This window comes from Paraburkholderia sp. RL18-085-BIA-A (assembly GCF_046027075.1).
Taxonomy (GTDB): domain Bacteria; phylum Pseudomonadota; class Gammaproteobacteria; order Burkholderiales; family Burkholderiaceae; genus Paraburkholderia.
In genome coordinates this window covers 1-14,947 of the sequence record NZ_JARESU010000170.1, presented here as the reverse complement: position 1 = coordinate 14,947, position 14,947 = coordinate 1, and the positions used below count along the sequence as shown (strand labels likewise).

The 14,947-nt window shown below is 62.2% G+C and carries 13 protein-coding genes; 1 reads left to right on the top strand and 12 read right to left on the bottom strand.

What is annotated here, in order from left to right:
- Positions 1-402: 402 nt before the first annotated feature.
- From scpA to P0D89_RS45845, 11 genes are all read right to left on the bottom strand, one after another.
- Positions 403-2,544, bottom strand: coding sequence for a methylmalonyl-CoA mutase (gene scpA / locus P0D89_RS45895; protein WP_408368755.1), 2,142 nt, complete (start codon positions 2,542-2,544; stop codon positions 403-405).
- Positions 2,541-3,341 (bottom strand): Pnap_2097 family protein, encoded by an 801-nt coding sequence (locus P0D89_RS45890; RefSeq protein WP_408368753.1) that lies wholly within the window; start codon positions 3,339-3,341, stop codon positions 2,541-2,543. Before P0D89_RS45890 ends, scpA begins: the two co-directional genes overlap by 4 nt.
- Before the next feature lie 38 nt (positions 3,342-3,379).
- Entirely contained in the window at positions 3,380-4,681 is a 1,302-nt protein-coding gene (locus tag P0D89_RS45885) for an MSMEG_0569 family flavin-dependent oxidoreductase (protein WP_408378762.1), read from the bottom strand.
- Positions 4,682-4,763: 82 nt separating this feature from the next.
- Positions 4,764-5,048 carry an MSMEG_0570 family nitrogen starvation response protein gene (locus P0D89_RS45880; protein WP_408368749.1) on the bottom strand — a complete coding sequence of 95 codons (285 nt, stop codon included), beginning with the start codon at positions 5,046-5,048 and terminating at the stop codon, positions 4,764-4,766.
- Between the two features lie 23 nt (positions 5,049-5,071).
- Positions 5,072-6,250 (bottom strand): MSMEG_0565 family glycosyltransferase, encoded by a 1,179-nt coding sequence (locus P0D89_RS45875; RefSeq protein WP_408368747.1) that lies wholly within the window; start codon positions 6,248-6,250, stop codon positions 5,072-5,074.
- A complete protein-coding gene (locus P0D89_RS45870; protein ID WP_408378760.1) occupies positions 6,247-7,233 on the bottom strand; it encodes a sll0787 family AIR synthase-like protein in 987 nt (328 codons plus the stop codon). Before P0D89_RS45870 ends, P0D89_RS45875 begins: the two co-directional genes overlap by 4 nt.
- Complete coding sequence (locus P0D89_RS45865; protein ID WP_408368743.1) at positions 7,230-7,814, bottom strand: MSMEG_0567/Sll0786 family nitrogen starvation N-acetyltransferase; 585 nt, start codon at positions 7,812-7,814, stop codon at positions 7,230-7,232. Before P0D89_RS45865 ends, P0D89_RS45870 begins: the two co-directional genes overlap by 4 nt.
- Positions 7,815-7,816: 2 nt before the next feature.
- Positions 7,817-8,887, bottom strand: a complete 1,071-nt coding sequence (locus P0D89_RS45860) for an MSMEG_0568 family radical SAM protein (RefSeq protein WP_408368757.1) — start codon at positions 8,885-8,887, stop codon at positions 7,817-7,819.
- Positions 8,880-9,926, bottom strand: a complete 1,047-nt coding sequence (locus P0D89_RS45855; RefSeq protein WP_408368741.1) for a Nit6803 family nitrilase — start codon at positions 9,924-9,926, stop codon at positions 8,880-8,882. Before P0D89_RS45855 ends, P0D89_RS45860 begins: the two co-directional genes overlap by 8 nt.
- 18 nt (positions 9,927-9,944) lie before the next feature.
- The gene (locus P0D89_RS45850; RefSeq protein WP_310819518.1) at positions 9,945-10,427 is read right to left on the bottom strand and encodes an MSMEG_0572/Sll0783 family nitrogen starvation response protein; all 483 of its coding nucleotides are present in this window, start codon (positions 10,425-10,427) and stop codon (positions 9,945-9,947) included.
- Positions 10,428-10,625: 198 nt separating this feature from the next.
- Entirely contained in the window at positions 10,626-10,835 is a 210-nt protein-coding gene (locus P0D89_RS45845) for a hypothetical protein (RefSeq protein WP_408368738.1), read from the bottom strand.
- A 7-nt stretch (positions 10,836-10,842) separates the two neighbouring features.
- Between P0D89_RS45845 and P0D89_RS45840 the strand changes: the two genes are divergently transcribed.
- Positions 10,843-12,234, top strand: coding sequence for an aminotransferase-like domain-containing protein (locus P0D89_RS45840; RefSeq protein WP_408368736.1), 1,392 nt, complete (start codon positions 10,843-10,845; stop codon positions 12,232-12,234).
- Positions 12,235-12,577: 343 nt separating this feature from the next.
- Here P0D89_RS45840 and P0D89_RS45835 read toward each other — a convergent pair whose 3' ends face one another.
- Positions 12,578-14,602 carry a sigma-54-dependent Fis family transcriptional regulator gene (locus P0D89_RS45835; RefSeq protein ID WP_408368734.1) on the bottom strand — a complete coding sequence of 675 codons (2,025 nt, stop codon included), beginning with the start codon at positions 14,600-14,602 and terminating at the stop codon, positions 12,578-12,580.
- Between the last annotated feature and the right edge of the window lie 345 nt (positions 14,603-14,947).

The following is a 14,947-nucleotide window of genomic DNA, read 5'->3' as shown; positions in this document are numbered from 1 at the left end:
AACTTGAAGGTCCGAGGTACCGATCGTGTGTTTCTGCATTTGTTCTCTCTGAGATTGGATTTGAAACGGATGCAAAAGCATAGGCGCGAATGCCGATGCTCGCTTGGCAGCCCGCAACTGGCTCGATTCAGGTGAGCTTCCTTCGCACGGAGACTTGGCGGTCTGGCTGAAAAGAGAGGAACGGCTTTCGACAAGGTGTCGCCACGTGGGACCGCGTCAAAACCGGCGGTAGCCTATCCTGCCATCCCTTGTTTTTATCTCGCTCAAGTCAACCCGGAACCTTTGGGTACATTTGTCCATTAAAAGTTCAAACGGACACTATCCCCGCTCCCGGCCAACCTTCGATCAAGGTGACTTCAGCGCGCTTGAGTCGCAAGACGCCATTGGGCTAAAGATCGGACATCACCTCGCAACGGCCGATGTCGATGCCAATGTCAGTTCAACGGTTTCGACAAAGCTCGCCACAATCGACTCCATCGCGGCCCCCGGTCCGAGCACCGCAAAAATGCCATTGCGTTTGAGCAAACGTGCGTGCTCATCCGGAATGATGCCGCCAACCACAACCGCTGCCATCGGTCGACGGACCCGCAGCGTGCGCACGACCTCGCCAACAAGGTCAAGATGCGCACCCGATAGGGACGAAATGCCGACGACATCGGCCTTCGCTGCGATAGCGTCGTCGACCACCTCTCCGGGCGAGCGGAACAGCGCGCCGAGCGACACGTAGAATCCGGCATCGGCCAACGCCGCCGCGACGGTCTTTGCGCCCCGATCGTGGCCGTCCTGCCCCACCTTTGCGATGAGCACCCTGGGCAGGCGTCCGAGGCGCGCGGCAAGAGCACTGACACGATCGCATGCGTCACGCCATGCAGCATCGACCATCCGCGCTTCGCCGTAAATTCCGCTGCTAAAACGACTGGGCATGCTGTAGCGCGGCCAGACAGCCTCCAGCGCGCGCGTGCATTCGCCGATTGTCGCGCGCGCGCGGACACACTCGATGGCGAGGGCCAGCAGGTTGCCGGTGCCGTCACGCGCACCGTCAGCGAGCGCCGCCAGCGCGCGCGCGACCAGGACGTCGTCACGCTGTACTTTCAGTTCTGCAAGCTGCCGAACTTGCCTGGCATGAACCCGCCGACCGTCGATCTCGAGACAGTTAGACGGAGTATCCGCATCCGGTGATCGAAACCGGTTCACACCCACGACGACGCGCTGCCCTGCATCGATCCGCGCCTGCGTGCGTGTTGCGGCTTCGTGAATGCGCTGCTGTACCCAACCCGAGCGGATCGCTTCGACGACGCCTCCTTGCGTAGCAATTTGAGTCATCAGATCACGCACGCGCCGGGCAATGTCGTCGGTAATCGACTCCATCATGTACGAGCCGGCCCACGGGTCGATAACATCGCACAGGCCCATCTCATGCTGCATGATCAACTGCGTGTCACGCGCGAGCCTTGACGCATCCGCGCCTGGGAGTGCAAGCGCCTCATCGTACGCATTGGTATGCAGCGACTGGGTGCCGCCGAACACGGCGGCCATCGCCTCGATCGTTGTCCGGACGATGTTGTTCTGTGGATGCTGCGCAGTGAGCGACCATCCCGACGTCTGGCAATGCATGCGCAAAGCTTGCGCTCGAGCCTCACGTGCACCCAGTTCGCTCATTATCCCGGCCCAGAGGACCCGAGCGGCGCGAAGTTTGGCGACCTCCACAAAGAATTCGGTGCCAACGCCAAAAAAGAAACTCAGCCGTTCGCCGATGCGCTCGACATTCATGCCACGCTTCACCAGGGCATCGACGTAGGCGCGCGCATTAGACAGCGTCAGCGCGAGTTCGAGTACCGCGTCCGCGCCCGCTTCCTGAAAGTGGTAGCCTGAGATGGACATTGCATTGAAGCGCGGCGCGCGTTCGGCCAGATACTCGACGACGTCCGCGACGATCCGTAAGGACGGCTCCGGCGCGAATATCCAGGTATTGCGCACCATGTATTCCTTCAGGATGTCATTCTGGATCGTACCCGTAAGGGCCTCCGTGCGCACGCCACTTTCTTGCGCTGCCACGATGAATGCAGCCAGTACGGGTAGAACAGCGCCGCTCATCGTCATCGAGACCGACACCCGATCGAGCGGAATCTGCCGAAACAGGCGCTTCATGTCCTCGACGCTGTCGATTGCGACTCCAGCCATGCCGACATCGGCAACCGCGGCAGGATCGTCCGAATCGTAGCCCCGATGCGTCGGCAGATCGAAGGCAACCGACAAACCCTGCGCCCCTTCGGCAAGCGCCGTCCGGAAGGCAAGATTCGAATCGGCCGCGTCCGCATAGCCTGCGTATTGACGGATCGTCCACGGCTTTTGCGTATACATCGACGCATGAGGCCCTCGCACGAAGGGCGCCTCACCGGGCCGACTGCCGAGATGCGACACCCCTTCAAGATCGCTCGCCGTATACAGCGCCTTAAGCGGTATCGCACTGGGCGGGTGCCGTACCGCGTCGCGACTTTCATCGGCGAAGCCCCGGTCACCGCGGATATCGCCCTCGCGGTTCATCGCTGCCTCCAATGCTTGTTTGTTACTACGTCGGCAATCTTCTGCTGATCGCTGCCACGACGAAGTTCGCACCAGTGGACGAGGCCGCGTTCATCCTGATGCTCCGCGACCACGCGCAGTCCAAGGGTGTCACCAACATTAATGTTGCCGTAGAAGAACAACTCGCGGCCTGCGACAACCGGTGGCTCGTGGAACCGGTGGCGCTGCCATTCGGCACGGTCAACAAAGGACTGAAAGCTTGCAAAGTAGAGAAAATCCGCACCGTTGAAATCGTTATTCGGACATGGCAGAAATTCGATCCAGTCGTTCTCGACGCGATCGGCGCTTGTGAAGGGCAACCGCTCGTCCCACTGCCCGGCGCGAAACTGTTTGCCACGCCGCGCCATGTCCATTGCGTCCGCCGGCGGAGTCGGTGTCGGGCCTCCCATTGCCGCGAACGTCGCGCGCGTCACTGAACGGTTGTTGCGCACCTCATGCCGCCGCACGAACGTCGACGACATCGACACGATCGCGCACTCGCCATTGCGGGAAAGCAGGCGGTGCCGGCTGAAGTGGCGAGCCGGACCGGTTCGGCAAAGCCCAGTACCGAGTTCGAAATCGTCGTTCTCACCGATTGCGTGGAGCGTTGCCCCCGTCAATCTGATTGCGGTGAAGGCCGCGTACAATTTGCTCCCGTCATCATCGACGAAATCCGGTGCGCGCCGGCCGGCATCTCCCGCCAGCGCCTCCCAGTGGCGATGTCCGCATTCCTTGATCAGCCAGTTTTCGGACAGCCCCGTATAGGCCAGTTGTGGCATTCCGGCGCGATAGCTCTGTGTCGTTTGCTGCATGCGCTTCAAGCCGCTACAGTGTCGCAAGAGGACGTTCGCTCGCGGAGGCTCGCGAGAATTGCCTGCGCCACGTAGTCGGCATCGCGCGCGATCCCCGAGAAACGCCCCGAGCCCCACGTATGCAGCCACGGCAAGCCGATGAAGTAAAGCCCCTGAACCGGCGTGATGCCACGCGTGTGCGCGGGATAAGCGCGGCCGTTGAACACCGGGGCGTCGATCCAGCTGAAGTCCGGCGTAAAGCCAATGCACCAGATAATCGATGTAATGCCGCTGCCTGCGAGTTCGAGCGTCGCACGCTCGTGAGGCGGCTGCCAAAAAGGCTCATAGACACCGCCGGGCGGTGCATCGATACCGTTCCTTTCAATGAAGCCGTCGATGCTCGCGTTGATGCGGTTATAGGTATCGTCCGCATCGTCGAGATTGGCGGCGAGGTTCGGCGTGAAGTGCAGCCACCCGTCGCGCAGGTCTTCGAGCCGTCCGTATAACTCCATGCCTTCGGCCGCGAACTTGCGCAGATCGATGTCGCGTCCGCCGTCGCGACCGGTCACATAGTGATTGGTGTTGTCACGCACCCCTTCACACAAGGGATGCTTCTCCACCGGCATGTCGTAGTACTTCATGTCGGCCAGCCAGTCCACTACATCGCGCCCGCGGTAAAAGCGCGCACAGCGTGGCGCCTCGCCCACGGCGAGCACCACCTTGCGGCCGGCCAGATGCAGGTCCTCGGCAATCTGCGCACCAGACTGCCCCGATCCCACCACCATCACCGCGCCCTCGGGCAGCGCCTGCGGGTTGCGATATTCCGACGACTGCAACTGCAAGACCCGCGCGGGCAGGCGTTCAGCCATGCGCGGCACGATCGGCGTGTGATAACCGCCCGAGGCTACCACGACCTGATCGGCGGTGAAATCGCCCTGGCTCGTCGCTACCGCAAAGGTGCCGTCGTCCAGCCGCTTCACGCGTTTGACCTGTGTGTGCTCGATTACCGGAGCATCGACCATCGCGATGAAGCCGTCGAGATACGCGATGATTTCATCCTTCTTCATAAAGCCGTGCGGATCGTCGCCCGGGTACGGATATCCCGGCAACGCGCATTGCCAATTCGGCGTGACGAGGCAGAACGCGTCCCAGCGCTGGTTGCGCCAGGTGTGCGTGAGGGTGTTCTTCTCGACGACGAGGTGGTCGACTCCGGCCTGTTTCAGATAGTAGCTGATCGACAGGCCGGCCTGCCCGCCACCGACGACGAGCACGCTGTAGTGCCTATTCTCGCGCGTCCCGGCGCTTACGGAGTGGGCTGTGTTCGACATGATGCATCCTTGCAAGTAAAGAATCGGCTCACCGTCGCGGCGCTGCCGCCCGGCACACCAGGTTCAACGGTTTATTCCGGGTTTAGAGCAGTTCGATGACCTTGACGGTCGCGTCGGGTCGATTGCGAAAGCGGTCTGCCTCCTGTTCGATCTGCGCGAGCTGATCCATCGCCGCCGAACAGGCAAAGCCGTACTTTTGCCGCACGCGCTCCGAGGCAATGTTGAGCGCCTCGCGCGAGCGTCTGACAAAATCGTCGAGCGGATAAGCATGGCCCGGCGTAAAAAACTCGCTGACCACCTGCGACGGCGAATAACAATTTGCTTCGTCTCCGTCGGGCCATTGAATCCGGAAGTGCATGACAGGCATAGAAATTTCCTCTTACTGATGACTTAGTGAATGGCAAGCGGCTGGTGTGCCAGCCACGCGCGATAGGCGTCGACATGACGGCGGGCGCTAGCGTCCCAGCTAAAGCGAGCAAGCAGCGCAGGCACAGCATCAGCAAAATCTGTCGCACTATCGCCGCGAATCACGCGCAGCAGCGCTGCGGCAATCGAGTCGGCGTCGGTGGGGGTGGCCCAGAAACAGGTGGCGTCATCGAGGTATTCGGTGAACGGTGCGATCGCCGACACCACCACGGGCGTGCCGCACGCGAGCGCTTCGAGGACAACCAGGCCGAAGCCCTCGCGCACCGACACCATCGCCAGCACATCCGCGCTCCGGAATAAAGCCGGCATCGCGGCATCTTCGAGCGGCCCTGTGACCACGATGCTTTCGTGCGTTCCGATGGACAAACCGTGTTGCGCCGCGCACTGGATAAAACGCTGCGTGTACGCGTCGTGGTCGAGAAGACTGGCACCGCCCGCGATGACAAGCTGGGCGAGCGGCAAGGCGCGGCGCACCAAGGCAAACCCATCGAGCAGCGCGAGCGTGTTCTTGCGCGCTTCGACGCCACCCACCGCGAGGATAAGCGGACCCGCTCCGAGTCCTAGCCGTTGCCTGAGCGCCTCGTCTGCGGGTAGCGCCTGTGAGGTGTAACGCGCTGTGTCGACGCCGTTAGACACCGTAATCGCGGCGATTCCGTAACGACCTAGCATCTCGCGTGTCCACGTGTCGCTCACACAGAAAACCTGGTCGGCGTCACGGTACGCGCGTGCTTGCCATGCCGCAAGACGCGGATCGTCAAAGTGATCGAGGTGGTGCACGGTGCGCACGAAACCGCGTATCACACCTTCCGCCTTGAGTTCGGCGAGTGCATTGCCGCTGATGCTGTCCTCGGCGTGCAAGACGTCGAAGGCCGTGGGGCCGTGCGCCCGCACATTCCTCTTCAATGCGCGGATGCGCGCGTCGACCAGCGCAACCGTGCCTGCCTGCGAGTCCGTGACGGGCGCGTACACCACGCGGCATGACGGCGTGCGAAATAGCGTCTCGCCGTTCGTAGCCGGTGCAAACACCGTGACGTCATGTCCTTGCGCACTGAGTGCGCTCGCCAGCTCGAGCGTATGCACAACGCCGCCGCGCGGATTGACCGAGTGCGTCAGCAGCGCAATCCGCAATGCGTCCATGCTCATCGCGGCACCTGATCGGCCGGGACGATAAACGACTCGCCGCTGAAGTCCCACAACACTGCCGCATCGTCACCGCGATGGACGACCGCCTGGCGCGTTGCGTCTACCGTCCCAATCTCCGCACAGGCCAGCGAGCGCGCCTCAAATCGCGCCCGCACGCGTTCGACGTACGCTTCACGCACCGAGAGCAGGTAGCCGAAACTCGGAAACGCGGTGACCCAACACGCGAGCGGCACGTCAGCCGGCTTCGGAATCGCATCGAGATCGATGCGAGCGCCGACCTGCGAACATTCGAGCAACATCAAGGCCGTGCCCAGCGTACCCGCCATGCTGATATCCTTCGCTGCATCACACAGCCCGTTCTCGGCTAATTGCGGCAATAACTCAAGGTCGTCGCGCAGACGCGCAGCCGGCGCTCCGACTGAAGCATTCCAGAACGGATACGGTTCCTCGAAGCGGCCGCGCAGATCGACCGCCATCAGCAGGCGGTCGCCCGGTCTCGCGTTGAAACTCGACAACAGCGCGTTAGCGCGGCCCAGAATCGACACGGCCAGTTGCGCCTGATCGCTTCGCGCATTGGTGTGTCCACCGACAATCGGCACCCCGTACGCCACGGAAGCCGCCACCATTCCCGCGAGCACCTCGTGCGCCGCGTCGATACCATCGCTCCACAGCGCATCCACGACCGCGAGCGGCCGCCCGCCCATGGCATAGATATCGCTGACGTTGACCATCACGCTGCTGTAGCCGGCGAACCAGGGCATCGCCTGCACGAAGTCGCTGACCATGCCTTCGATGGCGAACAACAGGTAAGCGTCGCCATCCGGCAAGGCCGCGCAATCGTCGCCTACCGCCACTGCCTGGCCGAGATCGATGGCACCGCCCGGCAGATGTCGCGCCAGCGACGATACGACGCCGGCAATATCGGTCTTGTGCCGAAAGCCGCGGCTTTCGCGCAAACTGGTGACCAGATCCGCCAGACTCATGACCCGCTCCGCGATTGCGTGACAAAGCCGCTGCGCGGTGTCGTGCACGGCGGGTAGTGCTGAAGCTGCGCCTGCATCAGATGATGCGGACGGCCGAGCATCCTTTCCTCTGCAAGTACATCCCAACGCAGACGGCGAAACAGCGGCACATTCTGGCTCTGCACATGCGCGAGGAATGTCTGACAGCCGAGCGCATGCGCGCTCGTCACGGCGAGACGGATCAGCGTTGCACCGATCTTGCCGTGACGGCGAAACGCAGCGTGCACGGCGAGCCGCGAACCGAACCAGACGCCAGGCTCTTCCTGATGGATCCGCACCGTGCCGACCACCTGCTCCGGCATCCCGGCAATACAGCTCACCGCCACCAGTTGCTGCGCACGCTCGTCGATCTCGTCGCGGTCGTCGCCGACGAAGATGCCCTGCTCGATGCAGAACACCGCGCGCCGCAGCTTGTAGGCCTCATCGGCTTCCCACTGCAGAGTGGTCCACTTGATCCGGTATTCGGTCGGCGTGTAAAACGCCGGCGCAACATCCAGGTCGTTCACTTCACCCGATGCACCCGCAATCGCTTCGCCAAACATGATCACACCTCGTACGAAGACAGGGACGAGCACGCGCCGCACTTGCCGCAGCCGGCCTTGATGTCCGCTGAGCGCATTTCAGCCGCGGCGAGCATTGAGCCGAGCGGCTGCAGCACCGACTTCATGAACTCCGGCGACGGCGCCGGATGATCTTCAAGCGGCGTGCCGCTGATCGGCACGAATGGCACGACAAACGGATACACGCCGAGGTCGATCAGCTCGCGCGAAATCGCGAGAATCGCTTCGCCGGTGTCACCGAGCCCCGCGAGGATATAGGTGCTCACCTGTCCGCGTCCGAACACGGCGACCGCCGCCTTGAACGCGTCCATATAGCGCGACAGCGGCACGCCCGATTTACCCGGCATGATGCGTTCGCGCAACGACGGCGTCACCACTTCGAGATGCATGCCGAGCGTATCGATGCCGCTCGCCTTCATGCGCGCGAACCATTGATCGTCGTCCGGTGGTTCGCATTGCGCCTGGATCGGCAGATCGACCGCGGCCCTGATCGCGAATGCACTCTCGCAGAGAATCTGCGCGCCACGGTCGCTGGTGGGCGGCGTGCCGGTCGTCAGCACCATATGCTTGACACCGTCCAGCAGCACCGCCGCACGCGCGACTTCTGCGAGCTGCTCCGGTGTCTTGCGCGCAATCGTGCGGCCAGCAGCAAGCGATTGACCGATTGCGCAAAACTTGCACGTCTTGCGGCGGCTCTCATAGCGAATGCAGGTTTGCAGTACGGTGGTCGCCAGCACATCGGCGCTGTGCAGCGTCGCGATGTGCGAGTACGGCACGCCGTCGAGCGTCTGCATGGCGTAAAAGCGCGGCACCTTTGGAAAGCTGATATTGGCAATCGGAATCGTGCCGCGCAGCAATGCGCTGGTGCCGTTTGCATCGGCAGGCGCGGCGACGAACGGCGAATGCCACGCCGTGTTCGTATGCACCGGCACCATGATGGTCACGCCATCCACCGTGACGGCTTTGTGATCGGACGGTCCCGCGCCACCGCGCCGGCTGGCGACGCCGGTACCAGGATCGGCCAGCCGCAGGCCGACCGACTGCAATTCAGTCATCAATTGCCGGCTGGCGGCCGGCAAGGTCTCGCTGGAATTCATCGCGGCATCCCATGGTTGAGTTGAAATCGGTGCTGGACGAGGAGTTCCAGGCATTGCCCGGCGACTGCATCGGCGACACTGTCGTAGCCGGCCGCTCGTTGATGGCGAGGCTCAGCAATTCGGGGCGCGCATAGTGGCCGACCGAATCCATCATGCGTTTGCGCTTGGTGATCAGCGCCATGTCGAGATCGGCGATCACCATGCCTTCGCCTTCACGCAGCGGCGCAGCCAGATGCTGCCCCTCAGGTGACACGATCGCCGTATTGCAGCCGCCACGCAGCGCCTTTTGCAGATTCGTATCGCTCGTGACAGATGCAATCTGCGCTTCGGTCAGCCACCCCGTTGCGTTCACGACGAAGCAGCCCGACTCGAGCGCGTGATGGCGGATCGTCACTTCGATCTGCTCGGCGAAAATCGGCCCCACCAGCGAGCCCGGAAACTGGCTGCAGTGAATTTCCTCGTGCTGCGTCATCAACGCGTAACGGGCGAGCGGATTGTAGTGCTCCCAGCAGGCCAGCGCACCCACGCGTGCCACACCGGTTTGCGCGACTTTCAGTCCCGCCGCATCGCCTTGCCCCCAGATCATCCGTTCATGGAATGTCGGCGTGATCTTGCGGCGCTTGAGCACCAGTTGCCCATCCACGTCGAAGATCAGTTGCGTGTTGTACAGGCTGCCGTGATCGCGCTCGTTCACCCCGAGCACGACGACCATGCGATGCAGTCGGGCACGCTCGGCCACCGCCTGCGTCACGGGGCCGGGCACCACCACCGCTTCTTCGTAAAGCCGCATGTGGTCGGCGCCGGAGGCAACCGGTGGCCGCACGAACGAAAAGTACGGGTAATACGGCACGAAGGTTTCGGGAAACACAATCAGTTGCACGCCTTCGCGCGCCGCCTGATCGATCGCCTCACAAACCTTGTTCAGCGTGCCGTCGCTGCGCTCGAAGTCCGGTGAAATCTGGACTGCGGCGGCACGAACGATGCGTTTTTCAGACATGGTGGTAGCCGCCTGTGCTCAGACCGTCCAGGTGTGGATGATCAGCGCGTTGTCCTTGCGATGCAGAAGCTGGATGTCCAGCACGTCGAGCGGACTGATCGGACGAATGCCCTCGATCAGCGACGCTTCGCCATGTCCATACAGCGCCTGCAATGCGAAGCGGCACGCGTACACCTTGCCGCCCTCTTCCATGAACTTCATCAGTTGCTTGTTGAAGTTCAGATGACCCGGAAACGCTTCGTCGCCGAGCGTCGGGAAACCGCGCTGCAGGCCAAGCGTCACGCCCGGGCCATAAAGCAGCACCGAGGTTTCGAAGCCCTTGCGCTGAAGACGCGTGGCTTGCAGAAGATTGACAAAGCCGATTGAGCCTTCGAACGCCACCGTATGAAACGTGACGAGCGCTTTTTCACCCGGCTCGGCCTTCACGTCCTCGAAGACTTTCTCTTCGTAGTCGACGAAGTAATCGCCCTTCTGATGCAGCGGTTTGTTGACAACTGGCATGGCACTCTCCAATGTGATTTGCCGGAACAGGAAATGAAGCGTCATATCAAGGCGCCGCTTGACGTTTGCGCCGAACCCACTAACGCAACGGCCATGCCAATGAGGGTCGCCACCAATGCGATCACTTTCCGATCAAATAGACAATCATTCGCGAAGCGTGCCGAAAAATTTTTGGCCCGAAGGTTGCATGCAGCGAGCTCAGCGAATGAAAGCGGCCGGGCAGACGTCGATCGCACCAGCCAGGTGCGATCGTGATGGTGCAAATACGCCGTTCCGGTGCAACCATTCACCAAGCTCGACCCAACTGCCCGTCCAATCAATCCGATCAGTCAGACCACGCGATGCGATCACTTTCCAGCGCTGATTCGAACATGCGTGATGTCTTTTCCAATAGCCTTCGATTTCCATGAACACCATGAGCAGCCCGACTCACCACTGGATCAAACGTCTTGCCGAAATCCGCAAACCGGCTTATCTCGCGATCCCGGATCTGATAGAAGAAGATCTCGCGACCGGACGCCTGCGCCCGCGCGACCGACTGCCGGGCCTGCGCGATCTGGCCGACGAACTGGCACTGAACTACACCACCGTGGCGCGCGCCTATGCCGAGGCGAAAAAGCGCGGCCTGCTCGATTCACGTGCCGGCAGCGGCACTTTCGTGCGAGGCCGCACCGCGACGCTGCCCCTAAGCGGTGGCAGCAGCATCGAAATGACGATGAACACGCCCCCCGAGCCCGCTGACTGCGCCGCACTCCTGCGTGAATCCGCTGCCCGTCTGATGGCGAATAGCGACCCGTACCAACTGTTGCGTTATCAGGATTTCGGCGGCACGCCGGCCGACAAGGCGGCGGGCACGGAGTGGTTAAAGCGCCGCCTCGCTCATTGCTCGCCGGACAACGTACTGGTTTGTCCGGGCATTCACAGCGCGCTCGTCGCACTCGTCTCGCAGCTGGCACGACCGGGTGCAACAATCTGTCTCGACACGCTCGCCTATCCGGGCATCAAGGCCATCGCAGCGCAACTGGGGGTGCGTTTGCAGGCGCTCGTACGTGACGACGAAGGGCCACTAGCGCATGCGTTCGAAGCGCTCTGCAAGACCGACAAGCCGAGCGCGCTCTATTGCAATCCGACGCTGCAGAACCCGAGCACGCTGACGCTCACACGAAGGCGGCGTGAGGCGCTCGCCGACGTGGCATTGCGCTATAACGTGCCGATCATCGAGGACGATGCATATGCGATGTTGCCGCAGCAAGCGCCGGACACGCTGGCGAGTTTCGCGCCCGAGCTGACTTACTACATCACGGGAATGTCGAAAAATCTGGGTGCCGGGTTGCGCGTCGCGTATCTGCACGCGCCGACTCCGCGTCAGGCACAGCGCCTGGCAGGCGCACTGCGCGCGACCACCGTGATGGCGAGTCCATTTACGGTGTCGCTCGCCACACTGTGGGTCACCGACGGCACGGCGCAAGAGATGCTCAGCGCGATTCGCAGCGAGTCGAAAGCGCGCCAGGCGATTGCCGCTCGCGTGCTCGGCGCGTCGTCCTATGACACGCATCCAGACGGCTTTCATCTGTGGCTGCCGATTCCTCGCGAAGGCGGCTGGAGTGCTTCGGAACTGGCGCTGCAGTTGCGTAGTCAAGGCATTGCCGCTGTCGCCGCCGCAGCGTTCTCGACCGACGGCAATCCACCCAACGCGCTGCGCGTATGTCTGGGAGGCTCGAAGAATCGGATCGAATGCGAGCGGGCGCTGCGCGTAATCGCCGAAACGCTCGAGCATCCAAATCTTCTGCATTCGCCAGTGATGTGATGTAACCTGGTTGGCGCTGATACGATCAGATGGCGCTAATTGAAAGACCCAGGATCGGACTCGTCTGGGTCGATGCGCTGTCGGTCAGCCCGCGGTAACGCATGGCTTAAGATGACTCCCCCAATCCGTTTGCCGAACGCACCTTTGTCATTGCCCGGATGTGGACAAGCCCAGTTTCTCAGGGCGCATCCGTCGAAGATTGGCGTTCGTTAACGTCCGTTACAACAGGGCGGATTCAACCGGTGGATGCAATAGTGTGCTGGAATCGCTCGGCTGGCTTTCGAATGTCCGCCGGGGAGCTTTACGAAGCCAGCTTCGCCCGTCGGCCATCCGGCCGGACCTCCTAACGGCCCTGGTCCCGGATTTCAACTAGCGTTCGATCCAGGCCATATTTCCTGAGCTTCTGGTACAGCGTGCTCTTCGCAATACCCAACTGCCTTGCTGCCGACGTCAGGTTTCCGCGGGAGATGGCGATCGCGCTGCGAATTGCCCCCTGCTCCGACGCTTCCATCGTGCCCGGGTCGTAGGGGGAGAAAGGCTCGTCGCAACCGGCGCGGATCGGCTTGTCTCTCTCGCGCAACTCCGGTGGCAGATCAACGAGCGTAAGGACCTCTGAGCCTGCCGTAAGAATCATGCTTTCCACCACGTTATGAAGCTCCCGGACGTTCCCCGGCCATGAATACGCGCAGAGCGTCGCAACCACTTCTTCGTCCACCGCCGGGCTTGCCCTGCCAAGCTCCGCCGCAAACTTTCGGACCAGATATTCCGTGAGGCGGCGAATGTCCCCCGGCCGATCGCGCAGCGGCGGAATACGGATACTGGTCACCGCGACGCGATAGAAGAAGTCCATTCGAAAGCGCCCTTCTGAGACCTCCTGTCTCAAGTCGCGATTGGTCGCCGCGACGAGACGAAAGGTCACCTTCCTCGGGACGTTTTCGCCGAGCCGATAGATCTCCCCCTGTTCCAGCACGCGCAGGAAATGTGGCTGCAGATCTACCGGCATTTCGCCGATTTCGTCGAGAAACAAGGTCCCGCCATTGGCTGCTTCAATCTTGCCAAGCGCGCCCCCTCGGCGTGCACCGGTGAAGGCGCCATCGCCATAGCCAAATAGTTCACTGGCGAGTAGTTCGCGTGACAGGCCCCCGCAGTTGAGTGCAATAAAAGGCCCCTCCTTCGCCTGGCTCGCGTGGTGGATTCCCTTGGCAAACAATTCCTTGCCCACGCCAGTCTCGCCGAGCAACACAACTGGCGCATGTGAACGTGCGATCTGCCGGGCCTTGTCCACGGCATCGAGCAATGCCGGAGCTTCGCCCTGGATGCGTTCGAAGCCGGCCGTCGATCCACCCTCGGCGCCGCGACCGGATGCGTTGCTGACCCCGCGCGCAGATCTGTGACGTTGCGCGAACGGCACGATCAGCAAGCTACCGATGCGTCTGCCATCGTCGATCACCGGCTCGATCCAGTCAGGCTGAATCCAGTGGGGGAGATCCGTAGGTGTCACACCGGTAAGCGCAGAGTCGGTCGCAAGCGCCAGAATCCGTTTTGGCCGTGCGAGCGAAAGATCACCGCCGGCTGCCGCGATCGCAGCTTCGGCGTGCTCATTGACCTTGATCGGATAGCCGCCATGGTCGAACACCACGGCGCCGTCCGACGCAAGCATCGCGAGGCGCCTCATGCAGCGATCCAACAACCGATAGCGAAGCTCCATGGTCCGCGCAGCCAGACGACTCTCGATCCGGCTGGCTGCCGTGACGACCAGCGCCAGGCTGTGACGATTGTAGGATTCGGATAGGCCGGACACGTCGATGACGCCGATAATCGTACCGTCGCGCGGGTCGCGGATCGCATTGGCCGAGCAGGTCCAGCGCTTGATGCCGGCGCAGAAGTGTTCCGCAGAATGGATCTGTACGGGCTGGCCGACCTCGATCGCCGTGCCAATCGCATTGGTGCCACAGATCATCTCGTTCCAGGACGCGCCGGGCAGCAGCTGAATCCCTCGCGCGGAAGCAATGGTAGCGGGGTCTCCCTCGAGATTCAGGATGGTGCCGGCCGGCTCGGCAAGCGCCATGACCGTTTCGGTTTGCGCAAGAAAGTCGCGTGCATGCGCCATCACCGGAGCACTCGCCTCGACCAGATCGCGGTGACTGCGTTGCAACGAATACAGTAGATGTTCGTCCAGCGGCGGCGGCGCATGGCCCAGCGTGGGATCCACTTGCCAACCGAGGCAGCGCTGCCATGATGTGTCAACGAGGTGCCGCACGACACTGTGCGGTGCTTCTCCGCCGCTCAGAAACCGTTCCCAGGCGGCCATGACTAACGCTTCGTCGCCAGGGTTTGAGAACATCTGCATGGCATCCGGCATATCCATTACTTGTCTCCTTCGTCATGCCGCCTTATACCGCACCGCAACATGACGGATGCAGCCGGCTCGTGCCAGAAGAGGGGCAAGATCAATGCCATCTCGAGAACGCCGAAAGAGTGAGCTCAGCGCACCACCGAACGTTCGATTTCCGGACGATGGCTCCACGGGTCCGTTCGATTTTCGAATGGTCAGAATGAGCGGCTCGCAGGCGGGGACAGTCCATTCGTTGCGGCGCATCAAACAACGTGCGGGCTGTGAGAAAGCCACACTGCGGCGGGGGGGGGGGGGGGGGTGTGGGGCCCCCCCCCGGGGGCCCCCCGCGGCGGCCCAACCCCCCCCGGCCAACCCCAG

Coding starts and splice junctions, on each gene's coding strand:
- scpA (WP_408368755.1), bottom strand. CDS start 2,544: ATGAACCGCGAGGGCGATATCCGCGGTGACCGGGGCTTCGCCGATGAA.
- P0D89_RS45865 (WP_408368743.1), bottom strand. CDS start 7,814: ATGTTTGGCGAAGCGATTGCGGGTGCATCGGGTGAAGTGAACGACCTG.
- P0D89_RS45845 (WP_408368738.1), bottom strand. CDS start 10,835: ATGGAAATCGAAGGCTATTGGAAAAGACATCACGCATGTTCGAATCAG.
- P0D89_RS45875 (WP_408368747.1), bottom strand. CDS start 6,250: ATGAGCATGGACGCATTGCGGATTGCGCTGCTGACGCACTCGGTCAAT.
- P0D89_RS45885 (WP_408378762.1), bottom strand. CDS start 4,681: ATGTCGAACACAGCCCACTCCGTAAGCGCCGGGACGCGCGAGAATAGG.
- P0D89_RS45870 (WP_408378760.1), bottom strand. CDS start 7,233: ATGAGTCTGGCGGATCTGGTCACCAGTTTGCGCGAAAGCCGCGGCTTT.
- P0D89_RS45850 (WP_310819518.1), bottom strand. CDS start 10,427: ATGCCAGTTGTCAACAAACCGCTGCATCAGAAGGGCGATTACTTCGTC.
- P0D89_RS45880 (WP_408368749.1), bottom strand. CDS start 5,048: ATGCCTGTCATGCACTTCCGGATTCAATGGCCCGACGGAGACGAAGCA.
- P0D89_RS45855 (WP_408368741.1), bottom strand. CDS start 9,926: ATGTCTGAAAAACGCATCGTTCGTGCCGCCGCAGTCCAGATTTCACCG.
- P0D89_RS45835 (WP_408368734.1), bottom strand. CDS start 14,602: ATGGATATGCCGGATGCCATGCAGATGTTCTCAAACCCTGGCGACGAA.
- P0D89_RS45840 (WP_408368736.1), top strand. CDS start 10,843: ATGAGCAGCCCGACTCACCACTGGATCAAACGTCTTGCCGAAATCCGC.
- P0D89_RS45860 (WP_408368757.1), bottom strand. CDS start 8,887: ATGACTGAATTGCAGTCGGTCGGCCTGCGGCTGGCCGATCCTGGTACC.
- P0D89_RS45890 (WP_408368753.1), bottom strand. CDS start 3,341: ATGCCACAACTGGCCTATACGGGGCTGTCCGAAAACTGGCTGATCAAG.